The sequence below is a fragment of the Flavobacterium alkalisoli genome, assembly GCF_008000935.1.
Taxonomy (GTDB): domain Bacteria; phylum Bacteroidota; class Bacteroidia; order Flavobacteriales; family Flavobacteriaceae; genus Flavobacterium; species Flavobacterium alkalisoli.
In genome coordinates this window covers 1,776,389-1,801,276 of sequence record NZ_CP042831.1, presented here as the reverse complement: position 1 = coordinate 1,801,276, position 24,888 = coordinate 1,776,389, and the positions used below count along the sequence as shown (strand labels likewise).

At 37.5% G+C, this 24,888-nt stretch carries 22 protein-coding genes; 15 read left to right on the top strand and 7 right to left on the bottom strand.

The annotated features are described in order from the left end of the window. Positions 1–2: 2 nt before the first annotated feature. Positions 3–725, bottom strand: a complete 723-nt coding sequence (gene bla, locus FUA48_RS08045) for a BlaB/IND/MUS family subclass B1 metallo-beta-lactamase (RefSeq protein ID WP_147583044.1) — start codon at positions 723–725, stop codon at positions 3–5. A gap of 153 nt (positions 726–878) precedes the next feature. On the opposite strand from bla, the gene FUA48_RS08040 reads away from it, so the two are divergent. The 4 genes from FUA48_RS08040 to gap all read left to right on the top strand — a co-directional run bounded on the left by FUA48_RS08040 (position 879) and on the right by gap (position 4,530). Further along, complete coding sequence (locus FUA48_RS08040) at positions 879–1,736, top strand: energy transducer TonB (RefSeq protein WP_147583043.1); 858 nt, start codon at positions 879–881, stop codon at positions 1,734–1,736. Positions 1,737–1,866: 130 nt separating this feature from the next. Then, a complete protein-coding gene (gene lipA, locus FUA48_RS08035; protein WP_129749432.1) occupies positions 1,867–2,757 on the top strand; it encodes a lipoyl synthase in 891 nt (296 codons plus the stop codon). Between the two features lie 18 nt (positions 2,758–2,775). Next, positions 2,776–3,504 (top strand): DUF1796 family putative cysteine peptidase, encoded by a 729-nt coding sequence (locus tag FUA48_RS08030; protein ID WP_147583042.1) that lies wholly within the window; start codon positions 2,776–2,778, stop codon positions 3,502–3,504. Positions 3,505–3,528: 24 nt separating this feature from the next. Continuing rightward, positions 3,529–4,530 carry a type I glyceraldehyde-3-phosphate dehydrogenase gene (gap, locus tag FUA48_RS08025; protein WP_147583041.1) on the top strand — a complete coding sequence of 334 codons (1,002 nt, stop codon included), beginning with the start codon at positions 3,529–3,531 and terminating at the stop codon, positions 4,528–4,530. A gap of 2 nt (positions 4,531–4,532) precedes the next feature. Here gap and lpxK read toward each other — a convergent pair whose 3' ends face one another. Beyond that, positions 4,533–5,549 carry a tetraacyldisaccharide 4'-kinase gene (gene lpxK, locus FUA48_RS08020; protein ID WP_147583040.1) on the bottom strand — a complete coding sequence of 339 codons (1,017 nt, stop codon included), beginning with the start codon at positions 5,547–5,549 and terminating at the stop codon, positions 4,533–4,535. A 94-nt stretch (positions 5,550–5,643) separates the two neighbouring features. On the opposite strand from lpxK, the gene FUA48_RS08015 reads away from it, so the two are divergent. From FUA48_RS08015 to FUA48_RS07980, 8 genes are all read left to right on the top strand, one after another. Continuing rightward, complete coding sequence (locus tag FUA48_RS08015) at positions 5,644–6,738, top strand: Nif3-like dinuclear metal center hexameric protein (RefSeq protein WP_147583038.1); 1,095 nt, start codon at positions 5,644–5,646, stop codon at positions 6,736–6,738. 2 nt (positions 6,739–6,740) lie between these two features. Next, positions 6,741–7,520: a zinc ribbon domain-containing protein gene (locus FUA48_RS08010; protein WP_147583037.1), complete on the top strand. Its 780-nt coding sequence runs from the start codon at positions 6,741–6,743 to the stop codon at positions 7,518–7,520. 37 nt (positions 7,521–7,557) lie between these two features. Further along, complete coding sequence (locus FUA48_RS08005; RefSeq protein ID WP_147583035.1) at positions 7,558–8,403, top strand: alpha/beta hydrolase; 846 nt, start codon at positions 7,558–7,560, stop codon at positions 8,401–8,403. 27 nt (positions 8,404–8,430) lie between these two features. Continuing rightward, positions 8,431–9,261 carry a 23S rRNA pseudouridine(2604) synthase RluF gene (gene rluF / locus FUA48_RS08000; RefSeq protein ID WP_147583034.1) on the top strand — a complete coding sequence of 277 codons (831 nt, stop codon included), beginning with the start codon at positions 8,431–8,433 and terminating at the stop codon, positions 9,259–9,261. 60 nt (positions 9,262–9,321) lie between these two features. Continuing rightward, on the top strand, positions 9,322–10,218 hold the full coding sequence (locus FUA48_RS07995; protein ID WP_205729440.1) for a helix-turn-helix domain-containing protein: 897 nt from the start codon (positions 9,322–9,324) through the stop codon (positions 10,216–10,218). An 83-nt stretch (positions 10,219–10,301) separates the two neighbouring features. Beyond that, a complete protein-coding gene (locus tag FUA48_RS07990; protein WP_240732568.1) occupies positions 10,302–10,985 on the top strand; it encodes an SDR family oxidoreductase in 684 nt (227 codons plus the stop codon). A 172-nt stretch (positions 10,986–11,157) separates the two neighbouring features. Further along, positions 11,158–11,994, top strand: coding sequence for an SDR family NAD(P)-dependent oxidoreductase (locus tag FUA48_RS07985; RefSeq protein WP_147583033.1), 837 nt, complete (start codon positions 11,158–11,160; stop codon positions 11,992–11,994). A 393-nt stretch (positions 11,995–12,387) separates the two neighbouring features. After that, positions 12,388–15,249, top strand: a complete 2,862-nt coding sequence (locus tag FUA48_RS07980; RefSeq protein WP_147583032.1) for a fibronectin type III domain-containing protein — start codon at positions 12,388–12,390, stop codon at positions 15,247–15,249. An 80-nt stretch (positions 15,250–15,329) separates the two neighbouring features. On the opposite strand, the gene FUA48_RS07975 is transcribed toward FUA48_RS07980, so the two are convergent. The 4 genes from FUA48_RS07975 to FUA48_RS07960 all read right to left on the bottom strand — a co-directional run bounded on the left by FUA48_RS07975 (position 15,330) and on the right by FUA48_RS07960 (position 19,225). After that, positions 15,330–16,217 carry a bifunctional 5,10-methylenetetrahydrofolate dehydrogenase/5,10-methenyltetrahydrofolate cyclohydrolase gene (locus FUA48_RS07975; RefSeq protein WP_147583031.1) on the bottom strand — a complete coding sequence of 296 codons (888 nt, stop codon included), beginning with the start codon at positions 16,215–16,217 and terminating at the stop codon, positions 15,330–15,332. A gap of 58 nt (positions 16,218–16,275) precedes the next feature. Continuing rightward, positions 16,276–17,616 carry a signal recognition particle protein gene (gene ffh, locus FUA48_RS07970; RefSeq protein ID WP_129749421.1) on the bottom strand — a complete coding sequence of 447 codons (1,341 nt, stop codon included), beginning with the start codon at positions 17,614–17,616 and terminating at the stop codon, positions 16,276–16,278. Between the two features lie 396 nt (positions 17,617–18,012). After that, positions 18,013–18,480: a hypothetical protein gene (locus FUA48_RS07965; RefSeq protein WP_147583030.1), complete on the bottom strand. Its 468-nt coding sequence runs from the start codon at positions 18,478–18,480 to the stop codon at positions 18,013–18,015. A gap of 67 nt (positions 18,481–18,547) precedes the next feature. Continuing rightward, positions 18,548–19,225, bottom strand: a complete 678-nt coding sequence (locus FUA48_RS07960) for a hypothetical protein (protein WP_147583029.1) — start codon at positions 19,223–19,225, stop codon at positions 18,548–18,550. 102 nt (positions 19,226–19,327) lie between these two features. Here FUA48_RS07960 and FUA48_RS07955 point away from each other — a divergent pair, with 102 nt between their 5' ends. The 3 genes from FUA48_RS07955 to FUA48_RS07945 all read left to right on the top strand — a co-directional run bounded on the left by FUA48_RS07955 (position 19,328) and on the right by FUA48_RS07945 (position 23,361). Further along, a complete protein-coding gene (locus FUA48_RS07955; RefSeq protein WP_147583028.1) occupies positions 19,328–19,849 on the top strand; it encodes an RNA polymerase sigma factor in 522 nt (173 codons plus the stop codon). Between the two features lie 48 nt (positions 19,850–19,897). Beyond that, positions 19,898–20,824, top strand: a complete 927-nt coding sequence (locus FUA48_RS07950) for a FecR family protein (RefSeq protein ID WP_147583027.1) — start codon at positions 19,898–19,900, stop codon at positions 20,822–20,824. Between the two features lie 83 nt (positions 20,825–20,907). Continuing rightward, positions 20,908–23,361 (top strand): TonB-dependent receptor plug domain-containing protein, encoded by a 2,454-nt coding sequence (locus FUA48_RS07945; protein ID WP_168196950.1) that lies wholly within the window; start codon positions 20,908–20,910, stop codon positions 23,359–23,361. Positions 23,362–23,413: 52 nt separating this feature from the next. Here the strand turns inward: FUA48_RS07945 and FUA48_RS07940 are convergent, their stop codons facing one another. Further along, positions 23,414–24,811: a peptide-N-glycosidase F-related protein gene (locus FUA48_RS07940; protein ID WP_168196949.1), complete on the bottom strand. Its 1,398-nt coding sequence runs from the start codon at positions 24,809–24,811 to the stop codon at positions 23,414–23,416. Between the last annotated feature and the right edge of the window lie 77 nt (positions 24,812–24,888).

Here is a 24,888-nt window from a genome sequence, read left to right as displayed (position 1 = left end):
TCCTATTCTTTCCTGTTTTCCCTCACCAGTTTAATTGTATGCTTTATTGACTCATCTCCTTTAGACCAGGCAAAGTGCCCAGGTATTACATAAGCGGGATCAGGATATTTCTTCATAAGATTTTTCATTGTCTTTTCCCATTTATCCACACTGGCATCGGCTACATTTCCTAAATCCACTGCCTCGATACTCTTTATAAGGCATCCGCCATAAATAACCTTTTCATCTTTTACATACAAAACAATATTATCCTTAGTATGCCCTTCTCCCGGATAATATGTCTCAACAACTTTACCTCCTATATTAAAAACAGTATCTTTCTTAAAGGTATGCTCTGCTGGGCTTCCATCCTTTTTAGACATGGTAATATCATAAGTCATTTTAGAAGTATATGTTTTTATTCCTTTACTACTATAATATTCCAATCCGGCACTACTATCTTCATGAAAATGCGTGGCGATGCAAAGGATCACTTTCTTTTTATGTCTTTTCTCTATACTATCCAATAGTGGCTGGAATTGGTTTTTATCCCATGGAGTATCAAAAAGTACAACACCTTCATCAGTTACCATATACATGCTGTTTGAAGGAAACTGCGCTCCCGAAAAGAACTTATAATTGGTATAAACATACAAATCATCAGTAAGTTGGGTAAACTTTAACCCTGTAGTTGCCTGAGAATATCCTGCTAAACAGAATAAAAAGAAGAGATAAAATAATCGCATATTTTTTTTGTAAAGATATTCATTAAAAAAAATGGTCTTTCAGTACAATAAAATATTATTAAAACTTTATCATATTTCTTACAATAAGAAAATCTTCGAAATCGTTTTAGTAATAAAATCAAATCCTATTAACAAACTTTAAATCATCTTATTATGTCAAAAGTAAGCGTTTTCGACCGAGCATGGATTGACCTTGTTTTTGAAGGCCGCAACAAGGAATACGGAGCCTACCAACTTCGTAAAGAAGATCCGAAAAATACTCTTCTGGCTTTGTTCTCAGGTATTGCTGTAGTAGCACTATTAGTGGCAATACCAGCCATAGCGAGCAATATAAACCCTACCCCTCGTCCGGGTGAGACAGCATCAGGTCTGGTTATTGAAAGGGACTCTCTTGTGGTGGTAAACCTTCCGGAAAAACCGGAAAAACCAGCTCCTGAAATACCCGAACCACCAAAACCTGAGCCGCCAAAACCACAGGATGCACCAGCATCTGTAACTAATAAAATTAAGCTTAACCAGCTTAAAGTAGTAGCTGCCAATACGGTTATTGATACTTTACCTACCATAAACGACTTTAAGGATGCCGACCCATCAAGTATTACAGCAAAAGGTAATCCTGAAGGAACCATAACACTTGGAGAAAGCGGGAAAGAAATTGGCACAACAGAAGGAGACAAGGTAACAGAAGGCGAAGGAACCATCAGTAGCCTGAGAGTTGATGTACAACCGGAATACCCCGGAGGTATGGATAAGTTCTATAAAACTGTAGGAAACCGATTCCAGGCACCTGAAACGCAAAAAAATGTTACTTTAAAAGTATTTGTCTCTTTTATAATAGAAAAAGACGGAACAATGTCTAACATAAAAGTTATCAGAGATCCGGGATATGGAATGGGTAAAGAAGCAGAGAGGGTACTAAAATCACTCGACAAAAAATGGAAACCCGGCATAAAAAATGGCAAGCCTGTTAGAACAGCATATAATCTCCCTATAACACTTAACTTAAAATAGTGTCAAAAGCCCCTTACCAAGGGGCTCTTTTATTACAATAACACAACAAATTTCACACTTATCGTATAATAATTAATCATTACATAATATCCACAAATATCCCTTATCTTTGCAGTATAAAGTTTTTATTATGGAAACCGTATTAGATACTGCAAGACCAACTGCCCAAAACGGACAGCTTACACAAAAGCCTAAATGGCTTAGGGTTAAGCTTCCTACAGGAAAAAAATATACTGAACTTCGAGGACTGGTAGACAAGTACAAACTGCATACTATATGTACTTCGGGCAGCTGCCCTAACATGGGTGAATGCTGGGGAGAAGGTACAGCTACCTTTATGATATTAGGTAACACCTGTACACGTTCGTGCGGATTTTGCGGTGTAAAAACCGGACGCCCCGAAACTGTGGACTGGGATGAGCCTGAAAAAGTAGCGCGTTCTATCAAGTTAATGAACATAAAGCATGCTGTTATTACAAGTGTAGACCGTGATGACCTTAAAGACGGAGGCTCTATTATTTGGGCTGAGACTGTAAAGGCCATCCGCAGGATGAACCCTAACACTACTCTTGAAACACTTATACCGGATTTTCAGGGTATTGAAAGAAATATAGACCGTATTATTGAAGTTTCTCCGGAGGTTGTTTCCCATAACATGGAAACCGTAAAAAGGCTTACCCGTGAGGTACGTATACAGGCGAAATACGAGCGTAGCCTTGAAGTACTTCGTTACCTTAAGGATAACGGCATTAACCGTACTAAATCGGGTATTATGCTGGGCCTTGGCGAAACCGAGGAAGAGGTAATACAGACTATGCACGATCTTAGAGCCGTAAATCTTGACGTACTTACAATAGGCCAGTACTTACAGCCAAGTAAAAAACACCTTCCTGTAAAAGAGTTTATAACTCCGGATCAGTTTAAAAAATATGAAGAGATAGGACTTGAACTAGGTTTCCGCCACGTAGAAAGTGGTGCCCTTGTACGTTCTTCATACAAAGCACAAAAACACATTTTATAACAGTTTAGGGGATATCAAATGAGGATACCGCTAATTTACATCCCACGGACAAGATTTATAAAGTTTTTATACATAGAAAAAAGTTATGTCCCTGAAAATATAGTCATTCCGATAGGATGTGATTGTCACCCTGCTCATTGTCTTAAAAAATTACATATTAGAAAGCAAAGCTTTCCTTTTGACTGGCTTAACACTTTGCCTGTAGAAGGAATAAAATATGTAACAGATAATATTGAGAATGACTTTGAATCTTTTATTAGCGATCTTATTATTAATCAAAATAACAACATTGTATCCTCTCATTACCCTGAAACTGAATTTATTCATGAGAAAGACCTTATAGTAAATAACGAGACAAAAAATAAACTTAAAACACGGTCAACTCTTTTCCTGCAAGCATATAAAAACAATCCTGTAGATTTTCTATTCAGCCTACCTGTTTCAGGCATTAATAGTGTAAATGACATTGACTACATAACACGGTCAATATCGGATTTTACAAAAAAAATAAAAGAAAATGACCGACTTTATATCTATGTAAGGTACGATGAAAATGTAAATGAAAACAAAGTCTTTTCCAATAAACTATTTGAAGCACTTAACAATATACCTAAGGTAAATTCAGCAAAATACGTTAGATACTTTAATAAATACGGTCTTTGGGGAAACCCATCAGCATATCCTGATTTAATTGAAGACCTAAAAATTCCTATACAAAAAACCAAACCAAAAATATATATTAAATAATCATACCTTTTACTTTTGCTAAAAATGGATAACAAAATAAAAATTGCCATAAATGGTTTTGGCCGCATAGGCCGAAACCTTTTCAGGCTTTTGCTTAACCACCCTCAAATAGAAGTTGTAGCAATAAACGATATTGCCGATGCAAAAACCATGGCCCACCTTATTAAGTATGACAGTATACATGGCATATTACCTTATGAGGTAAGTCACACCGCTGATTCACTTATTATTGACGGTAAAAGTTATGCTTTTTTAAGGAAGAAACTGGTTAAGGATATCGACTGGAAACAATTTAACGTTGATATAGTAGTAGAGTCTACCGGTAAATTTAAAACACTGGAAGAGGCTAACGAGCATATACTGGCAGGAGCTAAAAAAGTTATACTTTCTGCACCACCTGAAGACGACAGGATTAAAACTGTTGTTTTAGGTGTAAATGAAGATGTTTTAGATGGTACAGAAACCATCATCTCTAATGCAAGCTGCACTACCAACAATGCAGCACCTATGATGAAGGTTATTAACGACCTTTGTGGCATTAACCAGGCATACATAACTACTGTTCACTCTTACACTACAGACCAAAGCCTGCACGACCAGCCCCATAAAGATTTAAGAAGGGCAAGGGGTGCATCACAATCTATAGTACCTACTACCACCGGAGCCGCTAAAGCGCTTACCAAAATATTTCCTGAGTTTGCAGGCAAAATTGGAGGAAGCGGTATTCGTGTACCTGTACCGGACGGATCGTTAACCGATATTACCTGTTATGTAAAGCGTGAGGTTTCTATTGAGGAAATAAATGAGACTTTTAAAAAAGCTTCGGAAAACGAACTCAAAGGAATACTGGCTTATACTGAAGACCCAATTGTATCGGTAGATATTTTAGGCAACAGGAATTCATGTCTATTTGATGCACAGCTTACATCAGTAATAGATAAAATGGTAAAAGTTGTAGGATGGTATGACAACGAAATAGGTTACTCTTCCAGAATAATAGACCTTATCCTTTTTGTAAGCAAGTAGCTTTATCTATAGCCTGCAATAAAATCTAAAACAGCTTTATCAAACTCCTTACCCCTATCCAGGAAAGAAGTTTTTATAGGTAGGTAAAAAAGTTTGTCTGTAGGCATTTTATCTTTTAACCTTACATAGTCTTTTTCGGTAGTAACCACTATTTTGTTTTTTGCGACAGCAAGGATATCCTTTACGTCCTTATCCGAAAAATCATGGTGATCAGCATAAGTAAGACAATCATCACTATCATTCTTCAAATGATTAAAAAATGGCTGAGGCTTAGCTATACCGGCAACCAACACTTTTTCCATTGCCATTACTTCTGTTGTGTTAAGACTGGAAACTCCGTTATAAACAACGACATCATAGGCTATAGCTGTAAAATAAACTTTTTGATTAGGTAACGGACGTAGCTTCTTAATAATTTCCTGTTGTTTAGCAGCAGATAAATCTGGCGGGCATTTAGTAACTATTATCAAATCTGCCCTTTTTGCTCCGCTCCTGCTCTCTCTTAAATTTCCGGCAGGCAATAGATAATCATCCGCATAAATATCTCCATAAGCAGTTAATAAAACATAAAAACCTGCTTTTACTTTTCGATGCTGATAAGCATCATCAAGAATAATAACTTCCGGCTTTGGTTCAAGAGATAATAATTGGGTAATACCGTTTGTCCGGTTAGCATCAACTGCTACATTAATCTCTGGAAATTTACTGTAAAACTGGTAAGGTTCATCACCAAGTAAATCAGAATTGGCATTGGTATCTGCTAAAATATATCCTTCAGATTTTCTTTTGTACCCCCTACTTAAAGTAGCAATCCTGAATTTATCTTTAAGTAACCTTATAAGATATTCTGTTTGCGGCGACTTACCGGTACCTCCGGTACTAAGATTACCTATAGCAATAACCGGTGTTTTAAATTCAGCCGATTTAAATACTCCTGTATTATAAAAAAAGTTACGCAGAGCTGTAACTATCCAATACAGTAACGAAAAAGGAAGTAAAATTTTCCTGATGAATCTCATAACACGAAAGTAAAATTTTTTATGCTATAAATTAAACTTCTTATTGGCCTTAGCTTAATAATTTTTATTTTTGGGATAACACTATAAAATTATCATGAAAATAAAAGATGTTATTACGGTTTTAGAACAAATGGCTCCACTGGCTTATGCGGAAGATTTTGATAATGTAGGGCTGCTTGTTGGCAACAGTAATAACCAAACCACCGGAGTATTGGTATGCCACGATGCGTTGGAAAATGTTATTGATGAAGCCATTGCTAAAAACTGCAACATGGTTGTATGTTTCCATCCGATACTTTTTTCGGGACTTAAAAAAATAACCGGAAAGAACTATGTAGAGCGTTCAATAATAAAAGCTATAAAAAATGATATCGCTATTTATGCGGTTCACACAGCACTGGACAACCATAAACATGGCGTAAACAAAATATTTTGTGATGCACTTGGTCTGCAAAACACAAAAATATTGATTCCTAAAGAAAATCACATCCGTAAACTCATTACCTATACCATACCCGAAAACATGGAAAAACTACGCAATGCACTATTTGATGCAGGAGCGGGAAATATAGGCAATTATGAGAATTGCAGCTTTACATCGCAGGGTTTTGGAAGCTACCAGGGCAACAATGACAGTAACCCTACCATAGGTATGCCCGGAGAGTTTGTAGAGGACAAAGAAATTAAAATAGAGGTAACTTTTGAAAAACACCTTGAATCTAAAATCCTAAAAGCACTTTTCAGCAACCATGTTTATGAAGAAGTAGCCTATGAGATTTACAGTCTTGAAAACAGGCATCAAAATATCGGTTTAGGTATGATTGGCGAGTTTGAACAGGCAATGGATGAAAAAGATTTTCTGCGCTTTGTAAAAGAAAAAATGAAGGCAGGCGGCATTAGGCATAGTGCTTTTACAGGTAAACCCATAAAAAAAGTTGCCGTTTTGGGTGGCTCAGGAAGCTTTGCCATAAAAAATGCAATAGCACAGGGAGCAGATGTTTTTTTAACGGCAGACCTTAAATATCACCAGTTTTATGAAGCTGAGGGCAAACTTTTATTGGCAGATATAGGACATTTTGAGAGTGAACGATATACAAAAAATTATATAGTTGATTATCTTACGAAAAAAATCCCTAATTTTGCAATCATTTTATCGGAAGAAAATACAAATCCAGTTAAGTACTTATAAATATGGCGAATACCAAGGAATTAAGTGTTGAAGACAAGTTAAGAGCACTTTATGATCTACAGTTAATTGATTCAAGAATAGACGAAATCAGAAATGTAAGAGGAGAGCTTCCGCTGGAAGTGGAAGATCTTGAAGATGAAGTAGCAGGATTAAGTACAAGGCTTGACAAACTTAAAAGCGACCTTGAATCTATTGAAGAGCAAATCAAGGAAAAGAAAAATGCCATTGACGAGCACAAATCTGCTATCAAGAAGTATACTGAGCAGCAAAAGAATGTTCGCAACAATCGTGAATTTAACTCATTAACCAAAGAGATTGAATTCCAGGAACTTGAAATCCAGCTTGCTGAAAAGCACATTAAGGAAATGAAAGCCTCTATTGAACACAAAAAAGAGGTTATCAGTCAGTCTCACGACAGACTTGAGGCTAAAAAGAGCCACCTTAACCATAAAAAATCTGAGCTTGATGCTATCATGGCTGAAACTGAAAAAGAGGAAAATTTCCTTATTGAAAAATCAGCTGAATATCAGGCACAAATTGAAGAAAGACTACTTGCTGCTTACAAAAGAATACGCACCAGCGTAAGAAACGGGCTTGCTGTAGTATCTATTGAAAGAGGTGCTTCTGCCGGATCTTTCTTTACCATCCCGCCACAAACGCAAATGGAAATCGCTTCACGCAAAAAGATCATTACTGATGAGCATAGCGGAAGGATTTTAGTAGACAGCATGCTTGCTGATGAAGAAAAAGAAAAAATGGAACAACTGTTCGCAAAATTATAATTACTAAGCCCCGCATTGCGGGGCTTTTTTAACCGCCATGCAGAAACTGATTACTTTTTTCCTGTCAAAATCCATAGGACTTTACATAAATATTCTCAGTTATATTGCTCCGCAAAAAGCAAGCAGGCTAGCCTATAAATTTTTTAGCGAACCCCGCGATGGCAGACTTTCTAAAGAAAGCCTTCCCGATATTTTAAAAGAAGCCGAAGCCGAAATTATCACCCATGATAATTTCATTTTCCAGACTTATGTATGGAAAGGCAACCACACTAAAGTATTACTGGTACATGGCTGGGAAAGCAATGCCTCACGCTGGGAACTTTTTATCCCCTACCTTAAAAAGGCCGGATGCACCATTATAGCAGTTGATGCTCCTGCACACGGACTTTCTTCCGGACATGAGTTTAGTGTACCTCGTTACTCAGAGTTTTTAGACATCGTGGTAAAAAAACTTGAGCCACAATACATGGTAGGCCACTCAATGGGCGGTGCCACTGCCCTGCACTATCAGTTTTATTACCCTAACGACAACATAGAAAAAATGGTAATACTGGGAGCACCAAGCGACCTAAACACATTGCTTAAAAACTATGCAGGTATGTTAAGCCTGAACCTTAATGTAATCCAGCTACTTAAAAAGCATTTCTTTAAACACTTCAGAATAAAAACCGACGAATTTTCAGGGAGTATATTTGCCTCTCAAATAAAGGTAAAAGGTTTTGTTGCGCATGATGTAAAAGACGAAGTTGTATCATTTAAAGAAGGAAAAAAAATTGCCGAAGCATGGCCTAATGTCGAATTTGTTGTAACAAAAGGTTTAGGCCACAGCATGCATGACGACGAGCTGTATAAAAAAATCTACACTTTCCTTTTTGAGAAATAAGCATAGAATAAACCTTATCTTTGCACAATGGAAGAGCTTAAACGTTTAAATAAATTTATTTCGGAAACCGGCTATTGTTCCCGTAGGGAAGCCGACAAACTAATCGAGGAAGGACGTGTAACCATAAACGGAGTAGTTCCGGAAATGGGAACTAAAGTGAGCCAGGACGACGAAGTACGTATAGACGGAAAGCTTATTACCGAAAAAAGAGGTAAAAACATATACCTTGCTTTCAACAAACCTGTAGGTATTGAATGTACCACCAATCCGGAGGTAAAAAACAACATAGTCGACTTTATCAATTATCCTACCCGCATATTTCCCATCGGACGACTTGACAAAGCAAGTGAAGGGCTTATTTTCATGACTGATGACGGCGATATAGTAAACAAGATTCTCAGAGCCAGAAACAATCACGAAAAAGAATATGTGGTTACTGTAAACAAACCCATAACCGATCGTTTTATTCAGCGAATGAGCAATGGAGTACCTATACTGGACACTATCACCCGAAAATGTAAGGTTGAACAGATAAGCAAATACATTTTCAGGATAGTACTTACCCAGGGGCTTAACAGGCAAATCAGGCGTATGTGCGAATTTTTAGGCTATGAGGTAACAGCGCTTAAGCGTATCCGTATTATCAACATTTCGCTGGATGTTCCTGTGGGAAGATATCGTGAACTTACTCCCTCCGAAATTAAAGAGCTTAATAAGCTAATTGAACCTTCGAGTAAAACAGAAGAGGCAAGCTTACCGAAACCTGAAGTAAAAAGGCCATTTAACAGCAGCAGTAGACCTAAACCTAATAATTCCGGAAATAACAGGAACAGGGACAACTTCAGGAAAAGAAAATAAGATTTATATGGCTATTGCATTATTTCGTATCTTTGGTTGAATTTTGCAATAAGCCCTATTATGGAATCAGAATCTTTAACCCAGTTTTACGAACAAAAAAGAAAAGAGGTACCTCAAAACCTTAACGACGATGTAGGCCACTTTAATGTTTTCAGGCTGGAAGACTGCCTTCAACCGGGTAAACAGGTACGCTATGCCCGTAGGGACTATTACAAAATAACTTTTATAAAAGGGCACAACCGATACCACTATGCTGATAAAAGCTTAGAGGTAGACGGAACTTCGCTTGTATTTTTCAATCCTCAGGTACCTTATACGTGGGAATCATTAAGTGAGGACCCTACAGGTTACTTCTGCATATTCACAGCACCTTTCTTTACAGAGAAAATAAAAGGAAGCCTTAACGAACTGCCTATGTTTGCCCCGGGAGGCAAACCGTCTTACATATTAAAAAATACTCAGGAAGAGGCCATTACAGCCGTTTTTGAAAAGATGCTAACCGAAATAGCATCAGACTATACATTTAAGTATGATTTACTAAGAGGCTACCTTAACGAACTTATTCACCTGGCGTTAAAAACCGAGCCTGCTGAAAACCTATACACGCACCCTAATGCCAATTCAAGGATAACTTCCATATTCAACGAATTACTGGAAAGACAATTCCCAATAGAAAATCCGGTTCAGCGTTTTAACATGCGCTCCGCTAATGATTTTGCCCAGAACCTTTCCATTCACGTAAACCATCTTAACCGTGCCATAAAGCAAACTACAGGCAAAACCACAACCTCACTCATCAGTGAAAGAGTACTTGCCGAAGCAAAAGCTCTTTTAAGACATACCGACTGGAATATAGCCGAGATAAGCAACAGCCTTGGCTTTGAGGAACCATCGCATTTTAATAACTTTTTCAAGAAACAAACTACCCAAACACCTTCTACTTACAGAAATGTTTGATTTTTGCAATTATCGGTTTGACTCAAGCAATTACCAAACACTAAACCTTACCGAACTTTGTACCATAATTAAAAACAAAAATTATGGAAAGCAAAAAAGAACAAAAGGTATGGTTTGTAACCGGAGCATCTAAGGGACTTGGCCTCTCTATTGTAAAGCAGCTTTTAAAACTAAACCAAAAAGTTGCAGCCACTTCCAGAAACAAAGAAGCCCTGATTGAAGCGGTTAACTTTACCGGAAACAACTTTCTACCACTGGAAGTTAACCTTGCCGATAATAAAAGTGTAAATGCTGCTATTAAGGAAACTAATGATGTTTTCTCATCTATAGACGTACTTATAAACAATGCAGGCTATGGTATAGGTGGCAGCCTTGAAGAACTAAATGATAAAGAAGTAAGAGACAGTTTCGATGTTAATGTCTTTGGCACCATCAATACCATACGCAATGTATTACCGTACATGCGTAAGCAAAAATCAGGTCACATTATCAACATCTCCTCTATTGCAGGTTTCGCACCCGGCATAGGCTGGACAGCTTATGCAGCAACAAAATTTGCGGTAACCGGATTAACCGAAGCCTTAGCACAGGACGTAAAGGAATTAGGAATTAAAGCTACTGTTGTACTGCCGGGAGCTTTCAGGACCAGTTTCCTTACAGATGAATCACTTTTCCTATCAGAAAATGTAATTCCTGATTATACTGCGATAAGAGAAACACACTCCATTTTTAAAGCAAAAGACGGACACCAACAGGGGAGACCCTGAAAAAGGTTCGGCTGTAATAATTGAAACAGGATTTAATCCCGAACCTCCTGTTTTTCTCCTTATCGGATCTGATGCCTATAAAAGGGCTAAAACTAAAATTGAAGATTTAACTAACCAGATCGGCATATCAAAAGATATTACAACATCAACCGATTTTTAATTTCAAAAAACAATGGATACAAAAAAAGTATGGTTTATTACCGGAGCAAGTAAAGGCTTGGGCCTTGAGTTTGTTAAACAGCTTTTAGAGAAAGGCAATTATGTAGCCGCAACATCAAGAAGCATTGCACAACTGGAAACAGCTGCAGGCAAACATGACAATTTCCTTCCTCTTGAAGTTAATTTAAGCAGCGAAGAAAGTGTAGAAAAAGCTATCAACGCTACAATAGAAAAATTTGGACATATTGACAATGTGGTAAACAATGCCGGATATGGCTTACTGGGCAGCCTGGAAGAACTAACCGACGCAGAAGCACGCCAAAACTTTGAAGTAAATGTTTTTGGCACGCTTAACATAATACGTAAAGTAATGCCTTACCTGCGAAAACAACAGTCAGGACACATATTCAACATTTCGTCTATTGGCGGTTTTGTAGGTAACTTCCCGGGGTTTGGTATATACTGCGCTACAAAATTTGCAATGGCTGGTTTTACCGAGGCGCTTGCTGCAGAGGCTAAAGCCTTCAATGTAAATGTAACATTGGTATTACCCGGTTATTTCAGGACAAATTTCCTAAATTCAGACTCTCTTGCAATTACCCAAAACCCAATGGAAGAGTACAAATCTACCAGAGACTCTCAGGCAATGCATCAAAACACCATAAACGGTAACCAGCAAGGCGACCCGGTTAAAGGTGTGACAGCAATGATTAAAGCATCTGAGGCTGAAACCCCTCCTTTATACTTATACCTTGGAAGTGACTCAGTAAGTATGGCACAAGCTAAAATAGAACAGCTTAGTCAGGAAATAAAGGAATGGGAGAGCCTGAGCCGTTCAACAGATTTTTAATAACAAAAACCTTATAAAAAGAGCTTAAGAAATTAAGCTCTTTTTTATTTTTCTGTTTTTTTAACAAAAAACAGCATGCAAGAACTTTATTTTCTGTCATTTTATTACACAAAAATATATATTTATGCTTTTTATTTAAAATTAGAAAACGTTTTCGGTAATAATAAAAAAAGATATCGATAAATTAACATAACAAACACATTATCAACAATATAAAAACAATCTGTCACTTTTTGTCAATACCATTGTCGCTTTTTTACACAACACAATATCAATAAGTTAACTAAAAAAAGATTGATTTTTCGTTAATGTTGTACCTGGTTTTTCTGTCACACTTTTTAGGTGTCGGGGAAATTTCAAACTACAAACTATTAACTATTACAAAAATTGATCATGAAAAAAATTATTCTTTTGATTCCTTTTTTGTTGCTTGGAGTATTTACAAATGCACAATGTAATGCACCTGCCAATGCAGCAGTAACAGAAATCACGTCTAACAGCGCCCTACTGAGTTGGGATGCCGTTTCAACCGGGAGCGAAGTACAGTTTTACCAAACCTCTTTTGTTGAAGGCACAGCAGAAGCTATTGATGGTGCTACTACAGTTACAACAAGCCTAGCAAGCTATTATCCGCTATTACCGGGCACTACTTACACCGCTTATGTGAGGTCATTTTGTTCAGGTGCATGGAGTGACTGGACTACCGGGGTGACCTTTACTACCACATCGTGTCCGGCTGTACAGCCTCCATACACTTTGGACTTTGAAACTGTTACAGCAAGTTTAATTCCTGAATGTACAACAGCGGTAGCTCCCGCAACCCCTCATTGGAAAACGGCTACAAATCCGGGATTTGGTTTTGAAAGCGGCACATTAAGGTACATATCAAGCAATGCTATTGCCAACAGCTTTTTATTTACACAAGGTATAGCGCTTGAAGCCGGAACGAATTATAAAATATCGTTTAGGTATGGTAATAACAGTACCGAGACTGCTGAAAATATTATGCTTACTTATGGGCTTTCACCTACTGCTGAAGATGCAATGCCATTATATGCAGCAATCGTAGATGATGCCATACCACACACACATGACCACTTCTTTACTGTAGAAGAAACCGGCACATATTATATAGGTTTCCGTGCTGTAAGTGAAGCAAATCAGGGCGAACTGTATGTAGATGATTTTTCAATACAGCAAACTGTTTGTGGTGCTCCTGAAAATGCTATGGCTAGTGCTGTTACTTTTAACAGCGCAACAATATCATGGGAAGAAGCAACAGAAGGGAATGTGTCATCTACAGGGTACTATTTTGGATACTCTACCACAAACACCCCGCCTGACTCTCCAGAAACTATTACAGAGTTATCTCAGGATCTTACCGAACTGGAAGCTAATACAACGTACTATGCTTTTGTAAAAAGTGTGTGTGGCGATGTAAACAGCGAGTGGGAAGTTATTGAATTCAGCACTTCTTGTTTACCGGTAGCCCTGCCATACACAATAGATTTTGAATCGGTAGATGCTCCCGATTTCCCGGAATGTACAGCAGCCTTTAACTTAGGAGCAGGAAACAACTGGACTACAACAAACAATCCAGGTAACGGCTTTGACACTAATACACTAACCTATAGTGCTGCTACAGAAGCTGCCAATGCAGTATTTGTAACCGCTCCTGTAGAACTGGAAACTGAAACGTACTATAAAATAACTTTTAGATACAGAAATAATAGTGATACCACAACTGAAAGCTTCAATCTTAAATTTGGTACTACATCTGACCCTGAAGCATGGACAACTACAATAACAAGTGAAACTGCAATTAACGATGGTGAAGAACATCAGTTTATATCACCTCCTTTCAGCCCGGCTGCAGGTGTATACTATTTTGGTATCCAAGCTACAAGCGACGCTTCACAAGGCAGTTTATATATAGACGATATAACAATCTCTGAATGGACTTGCGAATTACCTGAGAATCCAAACATTACTTCTCTATCATCAGACAGTGCCACTATAGAATGGTCTCCTGCAGAGGGAGGAACTGCAATGGGATATTTCTATACCTATGGCACCAGCAGCACTCCGTCTGAAGAGGATATGGTAATGACAACCGAGCTTGACATCACTTTTGATGAGCTTGAACCAGACACAACGTACTATGTGTTTCTAAGAACATTTTGCGGGCCTGTACAGGGTGAATGGACACAAGCAATTGTTTTCACCACACCATGTACAGAAACAGCAACTGTTCCTTACTATCAGGATTTTGAATCTGCTACCGCTCCTGCTATACCTGCATGTAATTCATTAGCAACAAACAGCGGTAATATGTGGAGTACTGCAAACAATCCGGGAAGCGGCTTTGAAACCAATACACTACAATATACAGGTACTGAAGCTAACGCTGACTCATGGTATTTTACTCAGGGAATAGAACTTACAGCAGGCACTCGTTATAAGGTAGAGTATACTTACGGTAACGACAGCAGTGAATTTACAGAAACTCTTAAAGTTACTTTAACTACGAACCCAGATCCAGTTACAGCATCACAAGGAGGTGTATTAGGAAACCATTCTGTTAGCGGTGCTGCACCAGCTACAAATGAAGTAAACTACATTACAGTTCAGGAAGATGGAGTATACTATATTGGTTTCCACGCACAAAGCGAAGGCGGACAGGGAAGTATCTATGTAGACAACTTTAGCATTGAAGAAAGCTCATGTGGTGTACCTGCAGATTTACAGGTATCTGATATTACAGACTCATCAGCTACACTAACTTGGGAAGGTACTACAGAAGGTAATTCAGAGCCTAACGTTTACCAATATGCAATAGGTAATACTGAAACTCCTCCGGCAGAAGGTACTCAGGAAGGAAACTTTACTACCAATTTTAGTGAACTTGAACCGGAAACTACATACTATGCATTTGTAAGAACACAGTGCGGACCAATATGGAGCGACTGGGTGATGGTAAGCTTTACTACAGAAGAGGAGTTAGGCATTGACGAGAATAACTTTAAAGGTTTTGCGTACTACCCTAACCCAACAAGAAATAACATTACTGTAAGCAATACTAATGTAATTGATACTGTAGAGGTGTACAATATTACAGGACAACTTGTATTACAACAAAACATAAATGCAGAACAGGCAGAAATAAACATGAGCGATCTTTCGGCAGGTGCTTATTTCCTAACTGTGCATTCCGGTAATAATTCTAAGCAGGTAAAAGTGCTTAAAATTGACTAATGATAGTTTTTTTCCGTAAGCAAAAAGGCTGCTAATAATATTAGCAGCCTTTTTTATTTATATAAAATACTATATTCTAATTATTGACCTCTTAAAGCTCTTTGCTCTCTGGCAAGTAATGTGTTTTTAAGAAGCATTGCAATTGTCATAGGCCCCACACCACCAGGAACCGGAGTAATGTAAGATGCTTTTTTGCTAACATTAGCAAAGTCTACGTCACCTGTAATCTTATAACCTTTTTCGTTAGTTTCATCCGGTACACGTGTAATACCCACGTCAATAATAACCGCATCATCTTTTACCATCTCTGCTTTAAGGTAGTTAGGCACACCTAAAGCCGTTATAATAATATCTGCCTGTGTAGTAATCTGGCTGATGTTTTTAGTATGACTGTGTGTTAGTGTTACTGTAGAGTTACCAGGAAAACCTTTACGTCCCATAAGAATACTCATTGGCCTTCCCACAATGTGACTACGGCCTATAACTACAGTGTGCTTACCTGCAGTTTGCACATTATAACGCTCTAAAAGCTCAAGAATACCAAATGGAGTAGCCGGAATAAAAGTAGTCATATCCAAAGCCATTTTACCAAAGTTCTCAGGGTGGAAACCATCCACATCCTTACTTGGATCTATAGCCATAAGTACTTTTTGGTCGTCAATCTGTTCCGGTAAAGGAAGCTGAACTATAAATCCATCTATATTATCATCCTGATTAAGCTCTTCAATTTTCTTTAAAAGCTCAGTTTCAGAAATAGTGCTTGGCAGCTTAATAAGTGTAGACTCAAACCCAACGCGCTCGCATGATTTTACTTTACTAGCTACGTAAGTAAGGCTCGCTCCGTCGTTACCAACAATAACCGCTGCAAGGTGAGGTACTTTTTCACCATTGTCCTTCATTTTTTTTACCTCAGCGGCAATTTCATTCTTAATGTCTTCAGAAACTTTTTTCCCGTCTAATAACTGCATGTTATATCTATTAATTATTATTAAAAAAGACGCGGTTACCCGCGCCTCTACAGTTTTCTTATGGCCTCATACCTTTCATTCCGCCCATCATTCGCATCATGTTCTTTCCTGCACCACCCTGCATCATCTTCATCATTTTGCTCATTTGGTCAAACTGCTTAAGCAGTTGGTTAACCTGTTGTATGGACGTACCCGAACCTTTTGCAATCCTGTTCTTTCTTTTAGCATCAAGAACGGAAGGCTTGCTTCTTTCGCCCGGAGTCATAGAATGTATAATAGCTTCGATGTGCTTAAAGGCATCATCTTCAATTTCCACATCTTTAAGTGCTTTACCTGCACCGGGTATCATACCTATAAGGTCTTTCATGTTACCCATTTTCTTTACCTGCTGTATTTGAGAAAGGAAATCGTCAAAACCAAATTCGTTTTTAGCGATTTTTTTCTGAAGCTTTCTTGCCTCTTCCTCATCATACTGCTCCTGTGCCCTTTCTACTAACGACACAACGTCTCCCATACCAAGAATACGGTCGGCCATACGTGAAGGATAGAAAACATCAATCGCTTCCATCTTCTCACCCGTACCTATAAACTTGATTGGCTTGTTAACTACCGATTTGATTGAAATAGCGGCACCACCACGGGTATCACCATCCAGTTTGGTTAGTATAACACCGTCAAAGTTTAATCTGTCGTTAAAAGCCTTAGCTGTATTTACAGCATCCTGTCCAGTCATGGAATCTACAACAAATAGCGTTTCATGCGGCTCTATAGCCTTATGAACATTTGCTATCTCGTTCATCATCTCCTCATCTACAGCAAGACGACCGGCAGTATCGACAATTACAACATTAAATCCGTTTGCCTTAGCATGCTTAATAGCATTTTGAGCAATTTCAACCGGATTTTTGTTTCCTTCTTCAGAGTATACCTCTACACCTATCTGTTCACCTACTACATGAAGCTGATTGATAGCCGCAGGACGGTAAATATCACACGCTACAAGTAAAGGTTTTTTATTCTTTTTAGTTTTAAGGAAATTGGCAAGTTTACCGGAAAAAGTGGTTTTACCCGAACCCTGTAAACCTGACATTAATATAATTGACGGATTACCTGAAAGGTTTACCCCTGCTACATCGCCACCCATTAATTCGGTAAGCTCATCTTTAACAAGCTTAACCATTAACTGGCCCGGCTGTAATGTAGTCAATACATTTTCACCAATAGCTTTTTCCTTAACCTTAGTGGTAAAATCTTTAGCTATCTTAAAGTTAACGTCGGCATCAAGTAATGCCCTTCTTACTTCTTTAAGGGTATCTGCTACGTTTACTTCAGTAATCTTTCCGTGCCCTTTTAAGATATGAAAGGCTTTATCTAATTTATCGCTTAAATTATCAAACATAATTTACGGTTCTGTTTTATGAGGTGCAAATTTAAGAATTTGATTTTGAAGTTACAGATTTACAGGCATAAAAAAACCGGTCTTTATGAGAAACCGGTTTTCTTGAGGAAAAAACTTGAATATTAAAAAAAAACACAAACTTTACGATTAATTTATTGCATCTGTTAATCGGTTTGATAGTAAAACAGTTATATTGATTTATACCCTACCCTGTTTATTAATATTTTTCATAAAAAAAACCAGTCTGTAAAAGACTGGTTTTTTAATCGATAAACGTAAGCTTTAGATCTTCATAGCAATTCAAAAATTTTCGCTTCCTGTTTATCCAAGAAATAAGTAGTTTTCTTTTTCATCTATTGTTATTCCTCCACAACATCGTTGCAAAAGGAAATTGTTTTAATTGTTCTTAACAAACACCAAAGTATCTGTTCCTCCGTTACCTCCGCTTACATCTATAAGGCTTATGGTTGTAGCGGTAACCTGCACAATATGCCAGTCATCTGTAAGATCGGCAAAATCAGCCGGAGAGGTAAATGCAATATTAAAATCTACATCACCGCTTGGGTTATCATCATTACTGTCATCATCATTAGTAACCGACCATGTTCCGGTATAAGTAGCATCTCCGTTTGTTGCAGTAAGTACTCCCCCGCTTCCAAAAGTAAAATTATACCCTGTAAAATGGTTCGTCTCATCGTTACCTGAATCTACATAAGAAGATATCTTCCATGAGCCGGACTGTGCCATACTAATAATTTCAGACAAATCATTGTTCACAGATGAGTTATCATCATCAGAACTACATGCTGCTGCAGATATTATCAAAGTGCATGCCAACATTAATTTAAGAACGTGTTTTTTCATAATTAAGTAGTTTAAGTTATTGTTTGCGTGTTTCTTATAAAAATACCAAATTATTCAGATATAATTATTAGTCACATTCATAAAACATACTTAATACACTCAATAGTTCATTATTATTATTACAGTCCACTTCTTCACCATCTGGTTTAACCACAACAACAGGATAAGCAATAGCAGACAGGACATTTTCATTAAGATTATTCAAAAACCCATAAAATTCCATATCATCATCCATTACCTGTACATCAGCAACCTGATAAATTGTGTCATAGATATTTACCGACAACGGATAAACAAAACGCAAACACTTTAAGCCTGTAGAAGCAGTATTAACGCACTCTGACGCTAAATCCCAATCTTCCTGTGTTAAAATCTGGCTTTGGGTATAGTCTGCATAAACAACAGTTGCAGGCAATTCAACCTGCACCATGTCTACATCCTGTTGTGATTCGTTGAAAATATCCTCAACCGAAATAAAATCAGAAATCTCGGCAATGTGCAATTCCTGCCCGTTAACCAGAACATTTACAGGAAGCTTTACCGAAAAACAATCAGTACTGTCAATTATATTATCTGCCCATACCGGATTTTGTGTTAACTGCAGCATTTTATCTACCAATTGCGAACCTGAAATAAGATTCTCGGTATCATCCTGCAAAACAACATTTTCCTCACTTTGACAGGAAAACAGAAATAATGTTATGAGAATAAAAAAAATATATATTTTTGCTTTGTCGAGCTTCATAAATGTTATTACCGTTTTCGGATAGTAAAACAGTTAAAGGACAAAATTCCCTACCTGGTTTGCTTTTTTTTTATAATTTCACAAAGACATTGTACTCCGAAAATGAAAAACAACTCCAATAATAATATCTGCGAAGAACTTCTGTTTTCCAGTTTCTTTAAAGCCCACGTAAAAACATTAAAAAACTACCTGTTTTACAAGTTTGGCAATGAAGAGCAGGCAGAAGACGTAACCCAGGAAGCTTTTATAAAGCTTTGGGAAAACTGTGCCAATGTACCTGTAGAAAAAGCCAAGTCGTTTATTTACACCGTTGCCAATAATACTACCTTAAACCAAATAGCTCACCAAAAAGTGGTTTTGGAATATGCAAAAAAGCATAATGGTTCCAACTCGTCATCAGAAAGTCCGGAATTTATTATGGAAGAGAATCAGTTTAAGGTAAAACTGCAAAATGCCATAGCAAAACTATCGGAAGCACAAAGAACCGCATTCCTCCTTCATCGTATTGACGGAAAGAAATATTATGAAATTGCCGAAATGCTAGACATAAGCGTTAAGGCTGTGGAAAAAAGAATTCACGGAGCCTTAGTTGAGCTTAGAAAAGAAATTGACAATTTCAGGTAGGGTATTTTGAATAATAACTGTTTATAAAGCAAAGAAACGAACAAAACAATGAAAGACGATAATAAATTAGCGAAGTGGCTTGCCGGAGAGATGGATGAAAAGGAGCTAAGGGAATTTGAATCATTGCCGGAATTTGAAACTTACAAAAAGATAGCCGATTATTCTGCTCAGCTGGAAGCACCGGAGACAGATACAGATGCTATTTATAACAATATAACAGCAAACAGAAACAACAAAGCTAAAGCTGCCGAACCTAAAGTTATACGCCTGCACAGGCCATGGCTTGTTCGCATTGCTGCAGTTTTAATAATAGCACTTTGTTTTACTTTCTTTTACAATACAAACCACACTACTACAGAAATAGCAGCAGCTGGTGAAAAAACAGAATTTTTACTTCCTGACAACTCTAAAGTTGTACTTAATTCAGACTCTGAAGCTGAATATAAATCATGGAACTGGAATAAGAAACGTAGTGTTGAACTTAAGGGCGAAGCCTTTTTTAAAGTTGCAAAAGGAAAAACTTTTGATGTAAACACCCCGCTTGGAACTGTTACTGTAGTAGGTACACAGTTTAATGTAAAAGCCAGAGATAATCGTTTTGACGTTACCTGCTTTGAGGGTAAGGTTAAAGTTACTTATAAAACAGAGGAAGTATTCCTTACTCCGGGTGAAAGTGTTACCTTTGAGGAAGGAGAGGAAATTGAAATCCCTGAAACCAAAGCTGCACAGCCGGGATGGATTAATAATGAAATTACTTTTACAGCCGAAAAACCTGAAAACGTAATTAAAGAGATCGAAAGGCATTTTGCAGTTTCAATTCAGCTGGATAAAAACGTATCCTTTTCCGCTAAAAGCAAATTTGAAGGTACCCTGCCTATGAATGACCTTGAAACAACACTTAGCTTTTTCACAGAAAAGTATCATTTAAAAGCTGAAAAAACAGGTAAGGGCACCGTTATTTTATCGGCAGAATGATATTAAAACAAAAGCTGTTTTTTTTCTTTACATTATTTTTTTTTTTCGTCCGGGCAGCCTACTCTCAGGACACTGAAAACCTTTTGCCTTTAAAAACCGTACTGGTACAGATTGAGGAACAGCATAATGTAAAGTTCAGCTATCTTAATGAGGATGTATCTCCCATAAAGATTGTACCTCCTGAAAGCAAAAAAAACTTAGCCGAAAAAATCTCTTACATAAAGAAAGAAACAGGCCTTAGCTTTAAACAGGCAGGAAACTATATAAGCATATATAAACCTGTAAGCGAAGAATTTATATGCGGATATGTTCTTGACGAGAATCAGGCTCCTATACAAGACGCACTAATTAAATATCTTAACGGAGGGCAGGAAGAAATTACCGACTCTAATGGGTATTTTAAAATCATCAGAAACAACAATGATTATTTGGAGATTTCACACGCCTCCTACAATTCTATAACATTTACAGCGAAGAGTTTTAAAGATGACTGCCGTAACATAATACTGCAAATTGTCTTTACCACTACATTACCTGAAATAGTTGCCGATCGTTACCTTACAACCGGTATCTCTAAAAAGAAAGACGGAAGCTTTGTTATAGAACCTAAAAAGTTTGGTATACTACCGGGACTTATCGAGCCCGATGTACTGCAAACCATGCAACAGCTACCCGGTATAAGCAGTGTAGATGAAACGGTGAGCAACATCAACGTAAGAGGCGGCACACACGATCAAAACCTGTTTTTATGGAATGGTATCAGGCTCTTTCAAACAGGTCATTTTTTTGGTTTAATTTCCGGATTTAACCCTAACCTGCCCCATCAGATAAAAATCTTTAAGAATGGTACCTCCGCCTTTTATGGCGAAAGTGTTTCCAGCGTTGTGGATATTTCTTCCCGCTCAAAAGATATTGATGAGAGCAGTTTTGGTATAGGTTCTAACATGATTAATATCGATTTTTATTCGGTATTGAAGCTATCTGAAAAATCAGGCCTTGAACTGTCTGCAAGACGTTCTTTTACCGATTTTATAGAATTGCCTTCTTACAGCAAATACTCCAAAAGGATTTTCCAGAATACTGTTGTTACAGAGCTTAACAACAGTAATGACGTAAATTACAAAAGCGATAAGGAATTTTACTTTTACGACTTTACCGGACAGTATCGTTTAAAAACAAGCGATAAAAGCGAACTATTTATTGACTTTATAGGTATTAAAAACAACCTAGATTTTACACAGGGAACCATTACACAAACACAAGTTGTTGTTACCAGCAGCAGTCTTAATCAGTTAACCCTGGGAGGATCTGCAACATGGAAATCCCAATGGAATGACACAAATCATGGAGAAGTAACCTTATATAGCTCTTATTATCACGTTAACGGAAACAACGAAGCGTTACTTAACAATCAGGTTGTAGAGCAGGAAAATAACATTTTAGACACAGGCTTAAGGCTTTCTAACAGTACTATTCTAAAACCGGAATTAACCCTTAATACAGGCTATCAGTTTAACGAACTGGGCATAAAAAATACCGACAGGGTAAATTCCCCTGATTTTTATAAGGACACTAAAAATGTTTTAAGAACTCATGCAGCCATAGCTGAAGCAGAATACAATCCTGAAGATCAGAATTTTTATGCCAAAGCAGGACTTAGAGCAAACTATTTTACAGGACTTTCTACTTTTTTACTGGAACCAAGGCTACAATTTAACTACACCATTAACAACAGATGGAAGCTTGAAGCCTTAGGAGAAATTAAGAGCCAGGCCACCTCACAGATAGCCGAAGTACAACAGGACTTTTTAGGCATAGAAAAAAGACGCTGGATAATGGCAAATGGAGAAGATATTCCTATACAGAAAAGCCGTCAGATATCTGCCGGGGTATACTATAAAAATGACAGTTGGCAGGTATCCCTTGAAAATTTCTACAAGAAAGTAAGGGGCATAACCACTCCGGAACAGGGATTTCAAAATCAGCTTGAGTTTACTAACCTAACCGGAAATTATAGGGTTTTTGGCACCGAATTTTTGGTACAGAAACAATTTCACGGATTCTATGCATGGTTTAGCTATACATGGAACAACAACAAATATGATTTTAAAGATTTTGACCCTTCAAAGTTCCCTAACAATCTTGAAGTTAAACACTCCATAAACTGTGCGGCAACCTATGAGTGGAAAAAACTGAAGTTTGCATTAGGAGCAAAATGGCATACAGGACGACCTGAAACAATCCCTGTAAGTAACGACCCTGTATATATTACCCCGGGATATCCAGAAATTAGTTACTCATCCCCTAACTCATCTAATATTGAAAACTTTTTTGAGGTTAATTTCTCTACCATGTATTCTTTAGAAGTAAAAAACACCGGAACGCTGCAAATGGGTGTATCAATATTAAACTTACTTAACAGAAGAAATATCCTTAACCGCTACTACAGGATAAATAATGACACCGACCTAATTGAGGTTGTAAACACCTACTCTGTAGAGCGTGTACCAAATGCCATGATAAGACTCAAGTTCTAAATAAAAAAAGCCCACTTAAAGTGGGCTTTTTAAAAACTATCATCTGGCAATTTTAGTTCTTTATAAGTTTTTGAGTTGCTGTCCTGTTATCATCAAACCTTACATTAACAATGTAAACTCCGCTTTGAAGCTGAGATAGGTTAACTTTCTCACTTGTACCTGAATAAACAATCTGTCCAAGTGTGTTAACTACAGTAACATTTCTTATGCTGCTACCGTCTACAGTTTGTATTTCGGCAATATCAACAACCGGGTTAGGGAATAATGTAAATGCAGTTGTATTAAAATCCTCTACCCCTAAAGTTTGTGAGAATCCCTGAAGATAAACAGACATAGGGAAGTATCCCTGTCCTCCGGCAAACTGAGCAGCAGGAACATCTATTTTAAACGAGTGCTCACCAGCCTCAAGAGTTCCTAATTCAATAACCCTGATAGGAATTTTATCTCCCGGGCACCAGTTATTCCATGACCAAGCTGCGTTAGTATCAGGCCTTGGAGGAGATGGATTTTGTGAACAGTCATAATATATACAGCTAGGCTGAGTATTGTAGTTAAAGAAAGGAACACATGATAGACCTCCAGGCTTATAAGTAAACACCTGCTCACCATCAAGATAAACATAATGCTGTCTTCTGATATACTCTTCTCCTCCCGAATTTGATCCGTGATTAGAAGTTATAAGGTAAAACTTGGCATTAGGAACATCTTCTTCAAGAGTAAAGTTAATTGTCCTAACCGTTTCACCTAAAACATCAGTTCCGTCTAAAGTGTAGTTTTTAAGCTCATATTTAAATGAAAGCGGAATAAATGTATTATCATCTCCATTTGTTATTAATGGGTCTTCTGTAGAAATAAACTCAAGGCTACCCTGATAAACATCATTTCTGTTAGCACATCCTGGTATTTCAACAGCAGCTCCACCCTGGCCGGGACCACCCTGATAACCATAAACCTCAAGTTCAACCCATAGGTCAAATTCTGATGTTATGTTCTCATCATGAAATATCTGAGTTACATTATCAATTTGCCACTCATAAGGTACTTCCTGAACAGATGTGTTGTTTTTATCCATAAAAGGAGTTATAAAGCGACCAAGTTCAATTCTTTGTACTTCATTATACACATAAGTAGTTTGTCCCTTAGGCACAAAAGCAAGGTTAACATTACCTATCCTGTCATAATTATCACAAAGAGGATTAAGGGTAACTCTCATAGTAAGCCTGTTACCAAAAGAAGCAAGTTGTTCCTCCGTAAGCATTTTACCATATGAAGAGTTGCTGTTTCTTATAGCGTCTGTAGGTACCGGTTCGTCTACGGTAGCTTCATACATACCGTAGTATACTGCCTGGTTAAACACTTGTAGAGTGTAAGGTTCTTCCTGAGCAGAAACAATTAAGCTGCTAAAAAAGGCAAGACATAAAAAGGTTAAAAATGGTAGTTTTTTTCTCATAATTCTCAGTAAAGCTAGTGTTAAAACGCGAAATTTAATAAATTTTTTGCATTAAAACCTAACTAACTTAACCTTAG